The 14339-nt window shown below is 74.9% G+C and carries 14 protein-coding genes and 3 pseudogenes; 10 read left to right on the top strand and 7 right to left on the bottom strand.

All coding sequences use genetic code 11. The features are described from left to right. Positions 1-17: 17 nt before the first annotated feature. Positions 18-827 carry a hypothetical protein gene (locus QMQ26_RS35085; protein WP_282204133.1) on the top strand — a complete coding sequence of 270 codons (810 nt, stop codon included), beginning with the start codon at positions 18-20 and terminating at the stop codon, positions 825-827. Between the two features lie 122 nt (positions 828-949). On the opposite strand, the gene QMQ26_RS35080 is transcribed toward QMQ26_RS35085, so the two are convergent. Beyond that, positions 950-1612: an acyltransferase domain-containing protein gene (locus tag QMQ26_RS35080; RefSeq protein WP_282204132.1), complete on the bottom strand. Its 663-nt coding sequence runs from the start codon at positions 1610-1612 to the stop codon at positions 950-952. 534 nt (positions 1613-2146) lie between these two features. Continuing rightward, positions 2147-2701, bottom strand: a complete 555-nt coding sequence (locus tag QMQ26_RS35075) for a TetR/AcrR family transcriptional regulator (RefSeq protein WP_282204131.1) — start codon at positions 2699-2701, stop codon at positions 2147-2149. Positions 2702-2908: 207 nt separating this feature from the next. Between QMQ26_RS35075 and QMQ26_RS35070 the strand changes: the two genes are divergently transcribed. The 3 genes from QMQ26_RS35070 (at position 2909) to QMQ26_RS35060 (ending at position 5466) form a co-directional block, all read left to right on the top strand. Further along, positions 2909-3787 carry an NAD(P)H-binding protein gene (locus QMQ26_RS35070; protein WP_282204130.1) on the top strand — a complete coding sequence of 293 codons (879 nt, stop codon included), beginning with the start codon at positions 2909-2911 and terminating at the stop codon, positions 3785-3787. A gap of 159 nt (positions 3788-3946) precedes the next feature. Continuing rightward, positions 3947-4582 (top strand): hypothetical protein, encoded by a 636-nt coding sequence (locus QMQ26_RS35065; protein WP_282204129.1) that lies wholly within the window; start codon positions 3947-3949, stop codon positions 4580-4582. 161 nt (positions 4583-4743) lie between these two features. After that, complete coding sequence (locus QMQ26_RS35060; RefSeq protein WP_282204128.1) at positions 4744-5466, top strand: GNAT family N-acetyltransferase; 723 nt, start codon at positions 4744-4746, stop codon at positions 5464-5466. Positions 5467-5493: 27 nt separating this feature from the next. On the opposite strand, the gene QMQ26_RS35055 is transcribed toward QMQ26_RS35060, so the two are convergent. Then, positions 5494-5994, bottom strand: a complete 501-nt coding sequence (locus tag QMQ26_RS35055; RefSeq protein WP_100838822.1) for an FBP domain-containing protein — start codon at positions 5992-5994, stop codon at positions 5494-5496. Between the two features lie 94 nt (positions 5995-6088). Between QMQ26_RS35055 and QMQ26_RS35050 the strand changes: the two genes are divergently transcribed. The 3 genes from QMQ26_RS35050 (at position 6089) to QMQ26_RS35040 (ending at position 8835) form a co-directional block, all read left to right on the top strand. Then, positions 6089-6670 carry a TetR/AcrR family transcriptional regulator gene (locus tag QMQ26_RS35050; protein ID WP_282204127.1) on the top strand — a complete coding sequence of 194 codons (582 nt, stop codon included), beginning with the start codon at positions 6089-6091 and terminating at the stop codon, positions 6668-6670. Positions 6671-6745: 75 nt separating this feature from the next. Then, positions 6746-7717 carry a phosphotransferase family protein gene (locus QMQ26_RS35045; RefSeq protein ID WP_282204126.1) on the top strand — a complete coding sequence of 324 codons (972 nt, stop codon included), beginning with the start codon at positions 6746-6748 and terminating at the stop codon, positions 7715-7717. A 617-nt stretch (positions 7718-8334) separates the two neighbouring features. Further along, complete coding sequence (locus QMQ26_RS35040; protein WP_282204125.1) at positions 8335-8835, top strand: hypothetical protein; 501 nt, start codon at positions 8335-8337, stop codon at positions 8833-8835. A gap of 112 nt (positions 8836-8947) precedes the next feature. On the opposite strand, the gene msrA is transcribed toward QMQ26_RS35040, so the two are convergent. The 4 genes and pseudogenes from msrA to QMQ26_RS35020 form a co-directional block, all read right to left on the bottom strand. Continuing rightward, positions 8948-9454, bottom strand: a complete 507-nt coding sequence (gene msrA / locus QMQ26_RS35035) for a peptide-methionine (S)-S-oxide reductase MsrA (RefSeq protein WP_282204124.1) — start codon at positions 9452-9454, stop codon at positions 8948-8950. A gap of 134 nt (positions 9455-9588) precedes the next feature. Next, a pseudogene (locus QMQ26_RS35030) lies at positions 9589-10136 on the bottom strand (YbaK/EbsC family protein). 144 nt (positions 10137-10280) lie between these two features. Then, positions 10281-10850, bottom strand: coding sequence for a maleylpyruvate isomerase N-terminal domain-containing protein (locus QMQ26_RS35025; protein WP_282204123.1), 570 nt, complete (start codon positions 10848-10850; stop codon positions 10281-10283). A 92-nt stretch (positions 10851-10942) separates the two neighbouring features. Further along, entirely contained in the window at positions 10943-11317 is a 375-nt protein-coding gene (locus QMQ26_RS35020) for a VOC family protein (RefSeq protein WP_100838827.1), read from the bottom strand. Positions 11318-11619: 302 nt separating this feature from the next. On the opposite strand from QMQ26_RS35020, the pseudogene QMQ26_RS35015 reads away from it, so the two are divergent. The 3 genes and pseudogenes from QMQ26_RS35015 (at position 11620) to QMQ26_RS35005 (ending at position 14268) form a co-directional block, all read left to right on the top strand. After that, positions 11620-12357, top strand: a pseudogene (locus tag QMQ26_RS35015) (class I SAM-dependent methyltransferase). Between the two features lie 384 nt (positions 12358-12741). Beyond that, positions 12742-13512, top strand: a pseudogene (locus QMQ26_RS37650) (gamma-glutamylcyclotransferase family protein); the annotation flags it as partial. 54 nt (positions 13513-13566) lie between these two features. Further along, on the top strand, positions 13567-14268 hold the full coding sequence (locus QMQ26_RS35005; RefSeq protein WP_282206675.1) for a M24 family metallopeptidase: 702 nt from the start codon (positions 13567-13569) through the stop codon (positions 14266-14268). The last annotated feature ends 71 nt before the right edge of the window (positions 14269-14339 follow it).

Here is a 14339-nt window from a genome sequence, read left to right as displayed (position 1 = left end):
GGGTCGCGCAGGCGGCCGTGCTCGTCGAGGTCGGCGTCGTCCCGCAGCCAGTGCGCCTCGGGGACGCGGACGCCGTCGAACCCGATCCGGTGGTAGCCGAGCGGGAGCGCGCCGACCGGGACGGGCGGGGAGAGGGTGACGCCCGGGCGCGGGCCGTCGTGGTCGGCCAGGCGCACCAGGAAGGCGAACACCCCGCCCTCCCGGCCCCGCCCGTCCACCGCGCGGGCGATCACCACGGCTCCGCGCGGCCCGGGGTGCCCGGCCACGCCGCCGAACTTCCGGTCCGCCGCGGTGGGGGTGCGCAGCACGAACTCACGCCGCCCGGGGTCGAATTCGGCCACCGTCCCGGCGCCGAGGTGGCTGCTGGCGCGGCCGGCCTCGGTGACCAGGTAGCCGATCCGCAGGGCACCGGCGTCGACGGCGTCGAGCTCCGGCCGGACGTCCTTGGGCCCGCCGGCCAGCCGCAACAGCGAACCCTGGCCCAGGATGCTCTGGGTGACCACCGTCATGCCGAGCCGGGGGTCGGCGACGGTGGCCCAGGCCAGGGCGGCGGCCAGCGCGTCGGCGTCGGCGTGCAGGTCGGCGGCAGCGGGCAGGGCGCGCAGCAGGGCGCGCAGGCGGCGGTACAGGTAGGGCTCGCGCTCGGCGGCGGACTCGGCGACCCGGTAGGGGTGCCGGGCCAGGGCGCGGTGCAGGCGGGGCAGGTAGCCGGGGTGGTGGCGACCGTGCAGCAGTTCGTCCAGGGTCCTCGTCGGCTCCTCGGTCATCGTCACGGTCCTTCTCGCTGCGGGGGTCGGCGGTTGGTCAGGTGGTGGGGCAGGCGGTGAGGCGAGCGGTTGGTCGGGCGGTGGGGCGAGCAGTCGATCGGACGGTGGGGCGAACGGCCGGCCGGACGGTGGGGTGTGCACCCGGGCGCCGGTGCCGCGCAGGCAGTCGGCGGCGTTGCGGCTCAGCGCGCCGCCCGGACCGGCCTCGCGGTAGTCGGTGTGGCCGTGGGCGGCGAGCAGGGCGAGGGCCCGGGCAGGTGGGCGGGGCGGACCAGGCAGTCGGCGGCGCGGGCGGCCAGGTCGTCGGCGGGGGTGTAGCGGCGTCCGGCGACGGCCGAGTAGACCGGGACGGCGGGCTCCCCGATCGCCGGGCCGCCGCGCAGGATCTCCTCGAACTGCCGCCGTTGCCGGTCGAGTTCCGGGTGGTGCGAGGTGAAGGGCAGGCGCAGCCGGACCGCGGTGACGCCCTGCTCGGCGGCGAGCCGCTCGACGGCGGTCAGCCGGTCGACCGGCCCGACGAGCACGCACTCCCCGGGGCTGTTGACGCAGCCGACGGCGACCCGGCCGCCCCCGGCGCGGGCGGCCAGCGCGGCCGCCCGCGGCTCCCCGCAGCCGATCAGGGTCAGCCCGCCGGGCGTCCGGGCCAGCACCCGGGCCAAGCCGTACGCGGCGCGCGCGCCGGCCCCGACCGTCCAGGCACCGGCGGCGGTCAGCGCGGCGAGTTCCCCGAAGCTGACGGCCAGCAGCGCGTCGGGCGGCCCGTACCGCTCGGTCAGGACCCGCTGCCAGGCCACCGCCGCACCGTAGTGGGCCAGTTGCTGGAGGCCGACCGGGCCCTCGGCCAACTCCCTCCCGCCGGGCGGGTGTTCGCCGAGCAGCAGGGCGGCCGGCGGGGGGACGGGGGCGGGTGCGGGGGTGCCGGAAGCGGGGCGGCGTCATCGACGGCGGGATCATCGACGGTGGCGGCGGCGGTCGCGACGGTGGCGTCGATCTCCTCGTAGACGGCCCGCAGCGCGCGGCGCAGGGCACCGTCCCGGGCGGCGGCCCGGTACAGCGTCCGCACGGGGAAGTCCCCCTGGCCTGGAAACATGTGAACCGACACGGGCATGACTGCACGCTCCGCAGCAGCGAGAGGGCCGATCCGGTACGGGCCGCACCACGCCCGGCCCCGCACCGACTCCCCTCGGCGCGGCCGACGTCCGGCCCGCCACCACAGTGCCCAATCAGTACGCCCACCATCCAGTCATATGACCGGTGAATGTGTTGAAAGTTCCGTCACCGTTGAACACCCGCGCGAACTCACCGGCCCCGGCGCCGCCGTGGCCGCCGCCCGTCCACCCCGTCCACCTTCCGCCCCCGCCCCCGCCCCCGCCCCCGCGTCACCGCGCGATCATCCCCGCCAGCGCGAGGTCGAGCAGCCGGTCGGCCTGGTCCTCGGTGTCGTGCTCGCGGGCCCAGGCGGCGGCGTTCATCAGGGTGAACACGTCCGCGCCCGTGGTGTCGCCGCGCAGGGCGCCCGCCCGGCGGGCCCGGTCGACCAGGCGGTCGCCGATGGCCGTCAACCGGTGGCAGGAGTCCTGGAGTTCGTCGGAACGGGCGGCCAGCGTGGCGGCCAGGCCCTGGTAGGCGGCGGCGTGCCGGACCACCGCGCGGACCCAGTCGGCCAGCGCCCGGGCCGGGTCGGGGTGCTCGGCGAGTCCGTCCCCGTGCGCGAACAGCTCCTGGTTGCGCGCGTCCAGCAGCGCGGCGATCAGCGCGGCGCGGGTCGGGAAGTGGCCGTAGAGCGTGCCGATGGCCACCCCGGCGCGGCGGGCCACCCGCTCCAGCGAGGCGCCGGTGCCCTCCTCCCGGAAGACGGCGTCGGCCTCGGCGAGCAGCCGCTCGCGGTTGCGCCGCGCGTCGGCGCGCGGACGGCGGCGGACGGTCTCGGTCACGTCATCTCCCTTTCCCGGCCGGGCCCTTGCGGCCGGCCCTCGCGGTCGGTTCCTGCGATCGGCCCTGGTGGCCGCCCCCTGCACATCGGCTCTTGCGGTCGGCGGTCAAGTCGAGGCATCCTCGACTTACCTCGAAATCGAGGATGCCTCAGCTTATCGGCGCGCCGTCCGCCGCGCCACGGAACACCAGACAGGGGAGAACCCGCCGTGATCCTGCTGACCGGAGCCACCGGCTCGATCGGCCGCCACCTGGTCCGCCGACTCGCCGACCGGGACGCCGAGTTCCGCGCCCTGGTCCGGGACGAGGCCAAGGGCCGCGCCCTGGGCTGCGCGTACGCCGTAGGCGACTTCGCCGATCCGGGCTCGCTCACCGCCGCGTTCGACGGCGTCGACCGACTGTTCCTGAACGGGCCCGGCGCGGTGCCGGTGGACGGGGAGCAGCCGATGGTCCGCCGGCTCGGCTCCGTCATCGACGCGGCCGCGGCGGCGGGCGTCGAACGGGTGGTGAAGGTCTCGGTGTGGCACGCCGCGCCCGGCCGCCCGCTCGCCGGGGGCGCGCACGGCGTGCTCGACCGCCGCCTCGCCGAGTCCGGCCCGGTCGCCTGGACGCTCCTGCAACCCTCCGGCTTCCTGCAGAACCTGCTGGCCCCGGGCACGTTCACCCCCGACGGGCGCCTGGTCGGCCGCTACGGCGGCGCGCCCGTCTCGCACATCGACTGCCGGGACATCGCCGAGTGTGCGGAGGTCCTGCTGACGGGGCCGCCGCGCCCCGGCGAGTCCTTCGTCCTGACCGGGCCGGAGGCCGTCACCGACCGGGAGCTGGCCACCCGGATCTCGCACGCCCTGGGCCGGACGGTCGGCCTCGCGCCCCTCACCCCGGACGAGGTCTCCGCCGCACTGGCCGCCCAGGGCCTCCCGGCCGGCTTCACCGCGGGCCTGGCCGAACTGCTGCGCCAGGTCGCCGCGGGCTCGCTGGCCGGGGTGACCACCGCCGTCCCCGACCTGCTCGGCCGCCCCGCCCGCACGGTGGACGCCTTCCTCGCCGACCACCTGCCGGCCTTCCGCGCGGTCCTCCGACTGCCTTGACCACGGCCGCCTCCAACTGACCCGAACCGGAACGCCCTTGCTGCCCCGCGCGTCCCGGGCCTGAGTACGGGTACTCAGGCCACCGGTCCACCGCATACGGAATGATGATCGGCGCGACGGGCCGCCGGGGCCCGTCCCTGCCGACCGGAGCGCCCCACCGTGAAACGTCCCGCCCTGGCCGTGGCCGCCACCGTGCTCGCCGCGGGCACCCTGCTCGCCGGCTGCGGCTCCACCCACAGCTCCGGCTCCCCCGGCTCCGGGTCCACTGCGGGTTCCGGCTCCACCGCGGGCGCCGCCGCCGGTTCGCCGGACGCCGCGCAGGCGGCCCGGCAGGCGTACGAGCAGCAGTACGCACAGGCGGTGGCCGACCACGACCGGGCGTTCCCGAGCGTCGCGAGGACCTGCGCGGGGAAGCCCACCGCGCAGCCGTCACCGGTGGACACCCCGTCGTCCGGCCCCCAGCCCGAGAACCCCAAGTACGCCGAGAACCACGCCTACCTGCGGACGGCCGCGCTGAACCCCGCCGCCCAGTGCCGCGGCGAGGCGCACGCCGCCCGCCTCGCCGCCGAGGCCGCCGCACAGCCCCCGACCGGCCCCGAGCAGGCCAAGGCCCTGCTCACCCGCCTCGGCTACCCGGACGCCACCGTCGACCAGGGCGGCGACGGCGTGCACTTCACCTTCTCCGTCCCGCAGCTCGGCCCCTGCCTGACGGGCGTGCTGTCCGACCCGCCGCACATCGAGGTGCACGGTCCGTACCTGGAGGGCGGCTGCCAACTCCCGAAGGGCGGCCACTGAGCCTCGCCCCGCCACCCCGCCCCCGGCCCGGAATCCCGGTGCGGCGGAGCCGACGGCACTGCCGGAACCAGGCCAGGACCGACCGCCACACCCGCCGACTCCCCCCGCCCCCGTCCGCAATCCCGGTGCGGCGGAGCCGACCGCGCTGCCAGAATCGGGCGATGACCGACGACCACCTGCTCCACCGGGCGTCCCGCCTCTGGACGGGGCTGGCCGACGTGCCCGCGGCCTTCCCCGCGCCGGGTGCCGCGAGCGTCGTGGTGTCGCCGAACTCCGGCCTGTGCCCGCCGGGTTGGACCGGCCTGCTGACGCTGGGCGGCGCGGTGCTGGCGACCGCCCCGGATGCCCGGCGCGCCGAACTGCTCCGCGCCGCGCTGCGGTCCTGCCCGGAGGCCGGGTGGGACGCCGACCGGCTGCGCACCACCCTGCCGGTCGGCCGGGTGCTCGGCCCCGCCGCGCTCGCCTACCTCGCCCCGATCGACCTCGCGTCGGCGGCCCGGCACCCACCCGTCCGCGAACTCCCGAGCGAACACCAGGAGTTGCGCGCCCTGGAGGCCCGGGTATCGGCTGCGGAACGCGACGAGGCCGCGCTCGGCGAGATCACCTCGCCCGCGTTCGCCGTCCTCCGGGACGGTCGCGTCCTGGCCGCCTGCGGTTACCGCGCCTGGCCGTTCGAGACCGCCCAGTTCAGCGTGCTGACCGACCCGGCGGCCCGCGGCCGGGGCCTGGCCCGCGCCGCCGCGACGGCCGCCGCCGCCCACGCCCTCGCCCTCGCCGCCGGGCTGCTTCCCCAGTGGCGCGCCCGCGTCCCGGCCTCCCGCCGGGTCGCCGCCCGGGTCGGCTTCCGCGAACTGGGCACCCAGCTCTCCGTCGAACTCCCCTGAGCCCGGCCGCGCACCCCCGGCGGGGCTTCAGCCCGCCGCGGCCTCCCCGCGCACCTTCGCCAGGAAGGCGGCCAGGTTGCCGCGCATCCGCTCGATCCGCTGCTCCAGCGTCAGCGACTCGTGGAGCTTGGTGCCGGTCTCGCGCAGGCCGCGGACGTACAGCGAACAGGCCAGGTCGCTGCACATGTACGCACCGACCGAGTTGCCCTGCCGCCCGGCGGGACCGGCCAGCGGGGCCACCAGCAGCGAGACCCCGCCGGTGTGGGTGGTGACGCACAGCGAGCAGATGCTGCGGCGCGGCTGCCAGGACGCGCCGGAGGAGGACCGCAGGACGACGGCCTGCGGGCGGCCCTCCAGCTCGGTGACCAGGTAGGCCCGGTCCGGGGCCTGCGGGTCGCGCCAGCCGAGGAAGTCCAGCTCCGGCCAGGGCTGTTCGTGCAGCTCACGGGGCAGGTTCAGTCGTTTCGCCTCGCCCTTGGAACAGTTCAGGAACGCGGCGCGGATCTCGGGATCGGTCAGCTCTCTCACGAAACACCACGCTAATTTGCCTAAGTCGTTTAGGCAAATGGATAATCGACTCAGGAAGCACGACCGGACGACGAGGAAGGGACGGGTGGGTGCGGTGGCACGTGCAGGTCTGACCCCCGAGGTACTGGCCCGAGCAGGCGCGGAACTGGCCGACGAGGTGGGCTTCGACCAGGTGACGGTGACCGAACTGGCCCGCCGCTTCGACGTCAAGGTCGCCAGCCTGTACTCGCACGTCAGGAGCTCCCACGACCTCAAGGTCCGGATCGCCCTGCTGGCCCTCGCCGAACTCGCCGACCGGGCCACCGACGCGATCGCCGGCCGGTCCGGCCGCGACGCCCTGGCCGCCTTCGCCGAGGCGTACCGCGGCTACGCCCGCGAACACCCGGGCCGCTACGACGCCGCCCGCCTCCGCCTCGACCCCGAGACCGCCGCCGCCGGCGCCGCCCCCCGCCACTCCCACCTCACCCGGGCCATCCTCCGCGGCTACCGCCTCCCCGAACCCGACCAGACCCACGCGGTCCGCCTCCTCGGCAGCGTCTTCCACGGCTACATCGGCCTGGAATCCGCCGGCGGCTTCGCCCACACCCCCGTCCCCCCGCAGGAGTCCTGGGACTGGATCGTCGACTCCCTCGACACCCTCCTCCGCGCCCGCAGCACCCCGGAGGGGACCGGCTGAAACTCCCCGCCCACCACTCGCGGACCGGCTCGCAAGGGCTCGTGCGCACCGCCGTCCAGGTGATGAAGTGGCACGATGACCAACCATGACGAGGCGGCGCCCGTCCGGCCGTCGACGCTGGCCTGGGTGCGTCGACACCTGGGGCCCGGCGAACGGATCGTCCGAGCGGAGACGCTGCACGGCGGTGCCACCGCCGACATGCGGAGGCTGACCATCGGCACGCGGGACGGAGGAACCCGCCACCTGGTGCTCCGCTCCTTCGTCGACCCGACCCGGCAGGGGCCGGCCGAGGACCTCCTGCACCGGGAGGCCGGCGCCCTGACCGCGCTGACCGGCACCGACGTGTCGGCGCCCGCACTGGTGGCCGTCGATCCGACTGCCGCGCACTGCGCGTACCCCTCGCTCCTCATGACCCACCTGCCGGGCCGAACGGTCCTCGCCGACGAAGGGCTGGAGACGCGCCTGCCCCTGCTGGCCCGTCAACTCGTGGCGATCCACGCGGTACGGCCCGCCGTCCGACCCCGGGAGTACGTGGCGCTGACGACCGCCGACACGGTCGTGACCCCCGAGACCGCCGACCCCGCGGTCTGGAACGCCGCGATCGACGTGATCCGCCCGCCCGCGCCGCGCTACGAAGGGCGCTTCCTGCACCGCGACTTCCAGCCCGGCAACGTGCTGTTCGGCCCACCGCCCGACGATCCGACCGGCACCGCCGACCCCCGGATCACCGGTGTCGTCGACTGGGCGGCGGCCTCCTGGGGCCCGACGGACCTCGACGTGGCGCACTGCTCCACCAATCTCGCGCTACTGCACGGCCCACAGTGGGGCCTGCGCTTCACCGAGACCTACCAGGAGGCCGGCGGAACGCTGGCCCCGACCGCGGCCGAACGGCTGTACTGGCAGGTGCGAGCCCCCCTGGCGTTCTCGGAGGAAGTCCAGTGGGTGGCGCAGCCGTGGCAGGAGGCCGGACGGACCGAGCTGACGACACCAACCATGGAGGAACGACTGAACGCCTACCTCACCTCCCTGATGCACTCGCCGAACTGAGCCACGGCGATCCGAAGCGCGACCCGACCTCGTCACCCACCGCTCAACCGCGCGGGAATCCGGGCAGAACCAGGGGAATTCCGGGGCTACGGCCGGAGGCCCGCGAACGATCGAGGAGGGGTGCCGACTCGCCTGTTTCCGAGCAGGCAAGCCCATCCCCGCGAAACGGCTCCACCTTCGGGCCGACCACCTGGCCCGTCACGCAATTCCGGGCCCAGCCGCAGAGAGCCGCACCGCCAGGCAGTACGGCGCGCGGCGGGCAACTGTCCGGTTCGGTGGAGAAGTCGGCGGGGCTCACGAGCCCTTCTCTCCCGCCTTCCCCGGTCACCTCGTGCGCCGCTCCCCCGAAAGTCCGCCGAGCCGTCAGAACTCGCCGAGCATCGGCAGTGCCGCGCACCACCGGTCGGATGCCGACTCCGCTGCGGTCTGCGCAGTGGGCACGGCCCGGGTCCCGGTACCCGGTCGAGGACCGGGTCCGCGCCGCCGTCCGTCCGGGACGACATCACAAGATTGAACGCGTTCAAATTTGATGCCATGATGAGGCGATCTCATCCGATCGCCTGCCCCTGGATGCCGTCGGCCGGGTGCGTTCGCATGCGTCGAACGAAACGGGGCGGGTGGCCATGATCAAGAAGACAGCACTGGCGCGTTGGGGGTGGATCGCGCTCATCGTGGCGGTACTGCTCGCGCCGCTGGCCCTCCTCTCGGCAGCTCGTGCCGGCCTGATCGGCTACCAGCGGCCCGACGAAGTCGTGGTCGGCCAGAGCGACATGCTCGGGACGTGGCAGGACGGCTTCGGCATGACGCTGCACCTGGGCCCCGACCACCGGGCCATCGCCGACGGCATTCCGGGCACGGCCTCGTGCGAACGCGAGGGCACCTGGATGTTCTACGTCCGCAGCGAATCCGACGTCTTCGTCAGTGAGCGGAGCGCCACCGAGGGGCAGGAGGCATTTGCCAGCTTCGGCAAGTCATGGGACTGCGAGTTCGCACTGAGTGTCTTCCGCGTCCACGGCGAATACGTCCTGTGCACCGTGGACGACCCGGACAGCTACTGCACCGACCGTGAACTCCTGCGCAAGACCCGCGACCTCAGTGCCCCCGCCGCCGTGCCGTGAACGGAGCCCGGCGTTTCGCCCCTCTCCACCACGACGAACGGCGGCCACCGAAACCGATGACCGCCGCCGCCGTACCCGCCCCCGGCCCCCGTGGGGGTCGGGGCTCAGGCCCTTACGCCCCTTCGCGGACCGGGAGTTTCCAGCCCGAGCGCGGGTAGTGGCAGGTGTAGCCGTTGGGGTAGTGCTGGAGGTAGTCCTGGTGCTCGGGCTCGGCCTCCCAGAAATCGCCGAGCGGGGTCACCTCGGTGACCACCTTGCCCGGCCACAGGCCGCTCGCGTCGACGTCCGCGATGGTGTCAAGGGCGGTGGCGCGCTGGGCCTCGTCCGCGTAGAAGATCGCCGAGCGGTAGCTGCTGCCGATGTCGTTGCCCTGCCGGTCCAGGGTGCTCGGGTCGTGGATCTGGAAGAAGTACTCCAGCAGCGTCCGGTAGCTGATCCGCTCCGGGTCGTAGACGATCTCCAGCGCCTCGGCGTGGCCGGGGTGGTTGCGGTAGGTGGCGTGCGCGTTCTCGCCGCCGGTGTAGCCGGTGCGGGTCGACTGGACGCCGGGGAGTTTGCGGATCAGCTCCTGCATACCCCAGAAGCAGCCGCCGGCCAGGACGGCACGGTCCGTGGTCATCTAGTACTCACTCCTCGCATGGGACGTCGACTCGTCCCCCCGGGGCACCGCCCCGGGGGACCATCCGGTCCAACCATCCGGACACCCCCGATGTTCCCCGCCCGGCCCGTGCACCGGCCCGCGCACCGCCACGCTCAGCCGGCCAGCCCCTCCAGCACCTGCGCCCCGGGCAGCGCACCGGCGACCGCACCGGGCAGGATCAGCTTCCCGCGCCGCCGACCGCTGCCCACCAGCACGTACGGGGCGGCGGCGACCGCCGCGTCGACCAGCAGCGGCCAGTGCGCGGGCAGGCCGACGGGGTGATGCCGCCGTACTCCATGCCGCTCTCGCCGACGGCGGTGTCCATCGGCGCGAACGACGCCTTGCGCGCGCCCAGGTGACTCCGCACCGCCTTGTTGACGTCGAGCCGGGTGGTGGCCAGCACCAGCCCGGCGGCCAGCGTGGTCTCCCCGCCGCGCTTCGCGGCGACCACCACGCAGTTCGCGGACGCCTCCGCCGGGACGTCGTACGCGGCGCAGAACACGGCGGTGTCGGCCAGTTCCGGGTCGGTGTCCACGTACAGCACCTGCCGGGCCAGTTCCGCGTCCCAGCGCCCGAGCAGTTCGGCCACCGGGGCCGCCAACTCCTCGACGGCGTCCACCGCCCGCCGCACCTGCGGGAAGTTCCCGAACGGCGCCCGCACCGACTCCTCGGCCGACCCGGCCTGCTCCAGCTGCTCCGTCTGCTCGCTCATGCCCCGACTCTAGCGAAGGCGCACCCGTTCCCCGCACGCCTCCGCCGACTGCGACCGCCACACCGGCTCCGACGGCTCCGACAGCTCCGACAGCTATTCGGCGAGCGCCGCCCGCCAGGCCCAGGACTCCCGGCGCGACCGGCCCGGGAGTTCGCCGCGGCCGGTGCACCAGAGCAGGACGGGGGCGGGCTCTCCGGCGGGGGCGTCCGGGAAGAGCCGGGCCAGGACGGCGGCGCAGAGCGCGGGCGGCGGCGTCCAGTCGAGGGCCAGGCCGGTGGTGATGTCGTGGGTGTGCAGCAGCGTCTCGGCGACGCCCATCGCGGCGAAACCGCTCGGGTCGGTCGGGCCCCAGTGCCAGGCGCGCAGCCCGGGGTCGGCGGCGGCCAGGGCGAGGGCCAGCAGGTCGCCGCAGGCCAGCGCGGTCGCCAGCAGGTCGGCGGGGCCAGTGTCCTGACGCACCGTCAGGTCGAAGGGCAGGTAGCGGTCGGTGGGCCGGGCGGCGAGCTGCCCGGCGTAGGCGAGCAGGTCGTGGCCGATGTGGGCGAGGGTGTCCCGGCAGCTCCACTCCAGGGGGCCGGCCGGGACGCCCCAGTCCAGGCCGAGCTGCGGGGTGAGGACGCTTCGCGTCTCCGCCAGGGCCGCACGCAGTTCCTGATGGTCCATCGCCCCATCCTCGCACCCGCGATTCGCCGATCCGCCGACCCGCGTCGACAGGTCAGCGGGTCGGCAGATCAACAGGTCGGCGGATCAACCGGTCACAGGTAGGGGCGGGTGATCAGCTCCAGTCCGTGGCCGGCCGGATCGAGCACGTAGACGCCGCGCCCGCCGTGCTCGGTGTTGGTCTCGCCGAGGCGCTGCATCTGCGGGTCGGCCCAGTGGTCGATGCCGCGTTCGCGCAGCATGGTGTGGGCGCGGTCGAAGAGTTCGTCGTCGACCAGGAAGGCGTAGTGCTGGCGCTGGATCTCCACCGGCGGTTCGGCGAACTGCAGCAGCACGCCGTCGGCGAGCCGGAGATTGGTGAACGGGCCCCAGGAGGGCGCCTGTTCGGCCTCCAGCAGCTCCTGGTAGAAGCGGGCGGAGACAGTGCGGTCCCGGGAGGCGATGATGGTGTGGTTGAAGGCGGCGGGCATGGTTCGGGTCTGACCTCGTTCCGGATGTGGTCGGCAGGGGGGCGGTACGCGCACTGCGCGGAGGAGCTGGTGGTCCTCTGGCATGCGGGCGGCCCTGCGGCACCCGGGGCGCGGTCAGTCGCCCACCGGGTCACCGATCCGTGCGTGGCCCATGGCCGTTCCGGTGTTCACCCGGACACCGTACGGAATCCCCCCGACCCCCGACAACCCCTTTTCCCGCTGCCGCCGCTCCCCTCTCCCCCGCCCCGGCCGTACCGAAAACCGGGCGCGGCCGGGGCGCCGTCGGCACTACCGTCGCACGGATGGCCGACGAATGCTTCACCCTGCCCCGGCTGGCGGCGATCCACGACGCGCTCGACCCGGTGCGCGACGACCTGCCGCCCTACCTCGCCCTGGTGGACGAGCTCGGCGCGTCCCGCGTCCTCGACCTGGGCTGCGGCACCGGGGTGTTCGCCCTGCTGCTGGCCGGTCGCGGCGTGCGCGTGCTCGGTGTCGACCCGGCCGCCGCGTCCGTCGCGGTGGCCCGCGGCAAGCCGGGTGCCGGGCGGGTCCGCTGGCTGGTCGGGGACGCGACGGGCCTGCCCCCGTTGGAGGTCGACCTGGTCACCATGACCGCGAACGCCGCCCAGGCGGTCACCGATCCCGGGCAGTGGCACGCCACCCTGCTGGGTGTGCGCGGCGCGCTGCGTCCGGGCGGGCACCTGGTGTTCGAGAGCCGGGTGCCGGCCCGCCGGGCCTGGGAGTCCTAGACGCGGGAGGCGTCCCACCGGGTGAGCGAGCTGCCGGGCGTCGGCGCGGTGGAGAACTGGGTGGAGCTGCTGGACGTCTCCGGGCCGCTGGTGACGTTCCGTTGGCACTACGTGTTCGCGGCGGACGGGCAGCACCTCACCTCGGACTCCACCCTGCGCTTCCGCGAACGCGCCGAGGTCGAGGCCGATCTGCGCGCGGCGGGCCTGGACCCGGTCGAGGTCCGGGACGCCCCGGACCGCCCCGGCCGGGAACACGTCTTCCTGGCCCGCCGCCCGAACGCCCCTTCCTGAGCGACGGCTTGAGACCGGCCCGGCCCCGGGGCGAATCCCGTGCGGACCCAGGACCTGCCGTTCCCCCGCCCCCGGGCCCGCTGCTTCGCTGGTCGTACGGCGGAGCGCGGCGGACGGAGGGCCGGAGTGGACATCGAGGGGGCCGGCGCGCTGGGCATTGCGGTGGTCGGCATCGTCGGGACGCTGCTGACGCAACGCGCGGCGGACGACGGACGACGGGCGGCGGGCGGCGGGCGGCGCAAGCGGGAACGCGTCGAGGCGGCGGCAGCGCGGCAGCGGCGCGAGCACGAACTGCGCGCGTGCTACGTCGCGTTGAACACGACGGCCCGGCAGTACCCGGCCGTCCTCGCCGACCAGGTGCACGCCCTGGGCGCGCTCTACGGCATGGTCCGCCGCCTCCACGCGGGCACACCCCGGACCGGCGACTCCCCGACCACCGGCGCGGGTGGTCGCGGAGCAGGAGCGGGAGCCGGTCCCCGCCGGAATCCGCCCGGCCCGCAACCAGCGGGTGACCGGCTGATCCGGTGCGGTGGAGGGGCGATCGCCCGTCCTGTGTGGCCGTCCTGTGCGCGCGCCACGTCGGCCGGGACCCGGTCTCCGGTTCGGCAAGCACTCCGTCCGCGCCCCGCACGGCGAGGACTTCCCGGCGGGCGGAAACGACGCCGCCCGTACCCGAGTCTCCGACCCACTCGGCCCGCACGACCCCGTCCCCGTCCCCGTCCGGCGCACGCTCCTCGCATCCACTGGCGGAAATGCCGCCGGCGGCACGCAGTCGCGAGGGTACCGCGCACCCGAGCGTGGGCGAAATCACCGGTGGCCCTCGCAACTGCCACGGTAGAGTGGCGAAACCACTGGCAGATGCCACACCGTAATGGGGGTCCCGTGTCCGACCAGCTGCTGTTCTCGTACGGGACGCTCCGCCTCCCGCAGGTCCAACGGGCCCGGTTCGGGCGCGAGTTGGCGGGCCGCCCCGACGCGCTGACCGGTTTCCGGCTGGACACCGTGACGATCACCGACCCGGACGTGATCGCCGACAGCGGCAGCGACCGGCACCCGGTGGCCGTCCGCTCCGACGACCCCGCGGACGCGATCGAGGGCACCGTCTTCACGCTCAACGCCGCGGAGCTCGCGGCGGCCGACCACTACGAGGTCGAGGACTACCTGCGCATCCGGGCCGACCTGCGCTCCGGCGCCCGGGCCTGGGCCTACGTGGACACCGCCACCGCGGAGGAGTTCCGCGCCCGGCGGCTGCTCGACGCCCAGGCCAAGGCGACCGTCCTGTTCGAGGAGGTGGCCCGGCGCGGCCTGGTCGCCCCCGGCCGGAGCGAACAGGCCGTCAGCGACAGCATCCGCGACCTGGCGAACGAGCTGTTCGGGACGACCAGGCACTGGCACAAACGCATCGTCCGCTCGGGCCCGCACACCCTGTTCCCCTACCGGGAGAGCCCGCCGGACCGGGTCCTCGAGGCCGACGACATCGCCTTCGCCGACTTCGGCCCGATCTTCGAGGAGTTCGAGGCCGACCTCGGCCGCACCTACGTCCTGGGCGACGACCCGGACAAGCTGCGCCTCGCCGCGGACCTGCCCGCGGTGTTCGACGCCGGGCGCCGCTACTTCGCCGAGCACCCGGACGTCACCGGCGCCCGACTGCACGCCGAGGTCGACCGCCTGGCCCGGGCCGCGGGCTGGACGCTCGGCGGCACCGGCCACGCCGGGCACCTGGTCGGCGAGTTCCCGCACGAGAAGATCGACGCCGCCGAGATCGAGTCCTACATCGCGCCCGGCAACACCACGCCCATGCGCCGCACCGACCGGGCCGGACGGGTCTGCCACTGGATTCTGGAGATCCACCTCGTCGACACCGCGCGGGGCTTCGGCGGCTTCCACGAGCAGCTCCTCGACCTGGGCTGAACCCGCGACGGCCGCTACCCGTCCGCCCGGGACGAGTGGGCGCGCGCAGCACGTCGCGCACCCTGGATCGG

Origin of the sequence: Kitasatospora fiedleri, from assembly GCF_948472415.1 — a bacterium.
In the GTDB taxonomy this organism is placed as follows: Bacteria; Actinomycetota; Actinomycetes; order Streptomycetales; family Streptomycetaceae; genus Kitasatospora; species Kitasatospora fiedleri.
Note: the sequence above shows the minus strand (reverse complement) of the source record. Positions and strands in the feature narration are given on the sequence as shown.

What these genes read in the sequence shown, in the direction of transcription:
- QMQ26_RS35060 (WP_282204128.1), top strand. Translation starts at nt 4,744, where the DNA reads ATGACCGACGACCACCTGCTCCACCGGGCGTCCCGCCTCTGGACGGGG.
- QMQ26_RS35045 (WP_282204126.1), top strand. Translation starts at nt 6,746, where the DNA reads ATGACCAACCATGACGAGGCGGCGCCCGTCCGGCCGTCGACGCTGGCC.
- msrA (WP_282204124.1), bottom strand. Translation starts at nt 9,454, where the DNA reads ATGACCACGGACCGTGCCGTCCTGGCCGGCGGCTGCTTCTGGGGTATG.
- QMQ26_RS35025 (WP_282204123.1), bottom strand. Translation starts at nt 10,850, where the DNA reads ATGGACCATCAGGAACTGCGTGCGGCCCTGGCGGAGACGCGAAGCGTC.
- QMQ26_RS35020 (WP_100838827.1), bottom strand. Translation starts at nt 11,317, where the DNA reads ATGCCCGCCGCCTTCAACCACACCATCATCGCCTCCCGGGACCGCACT.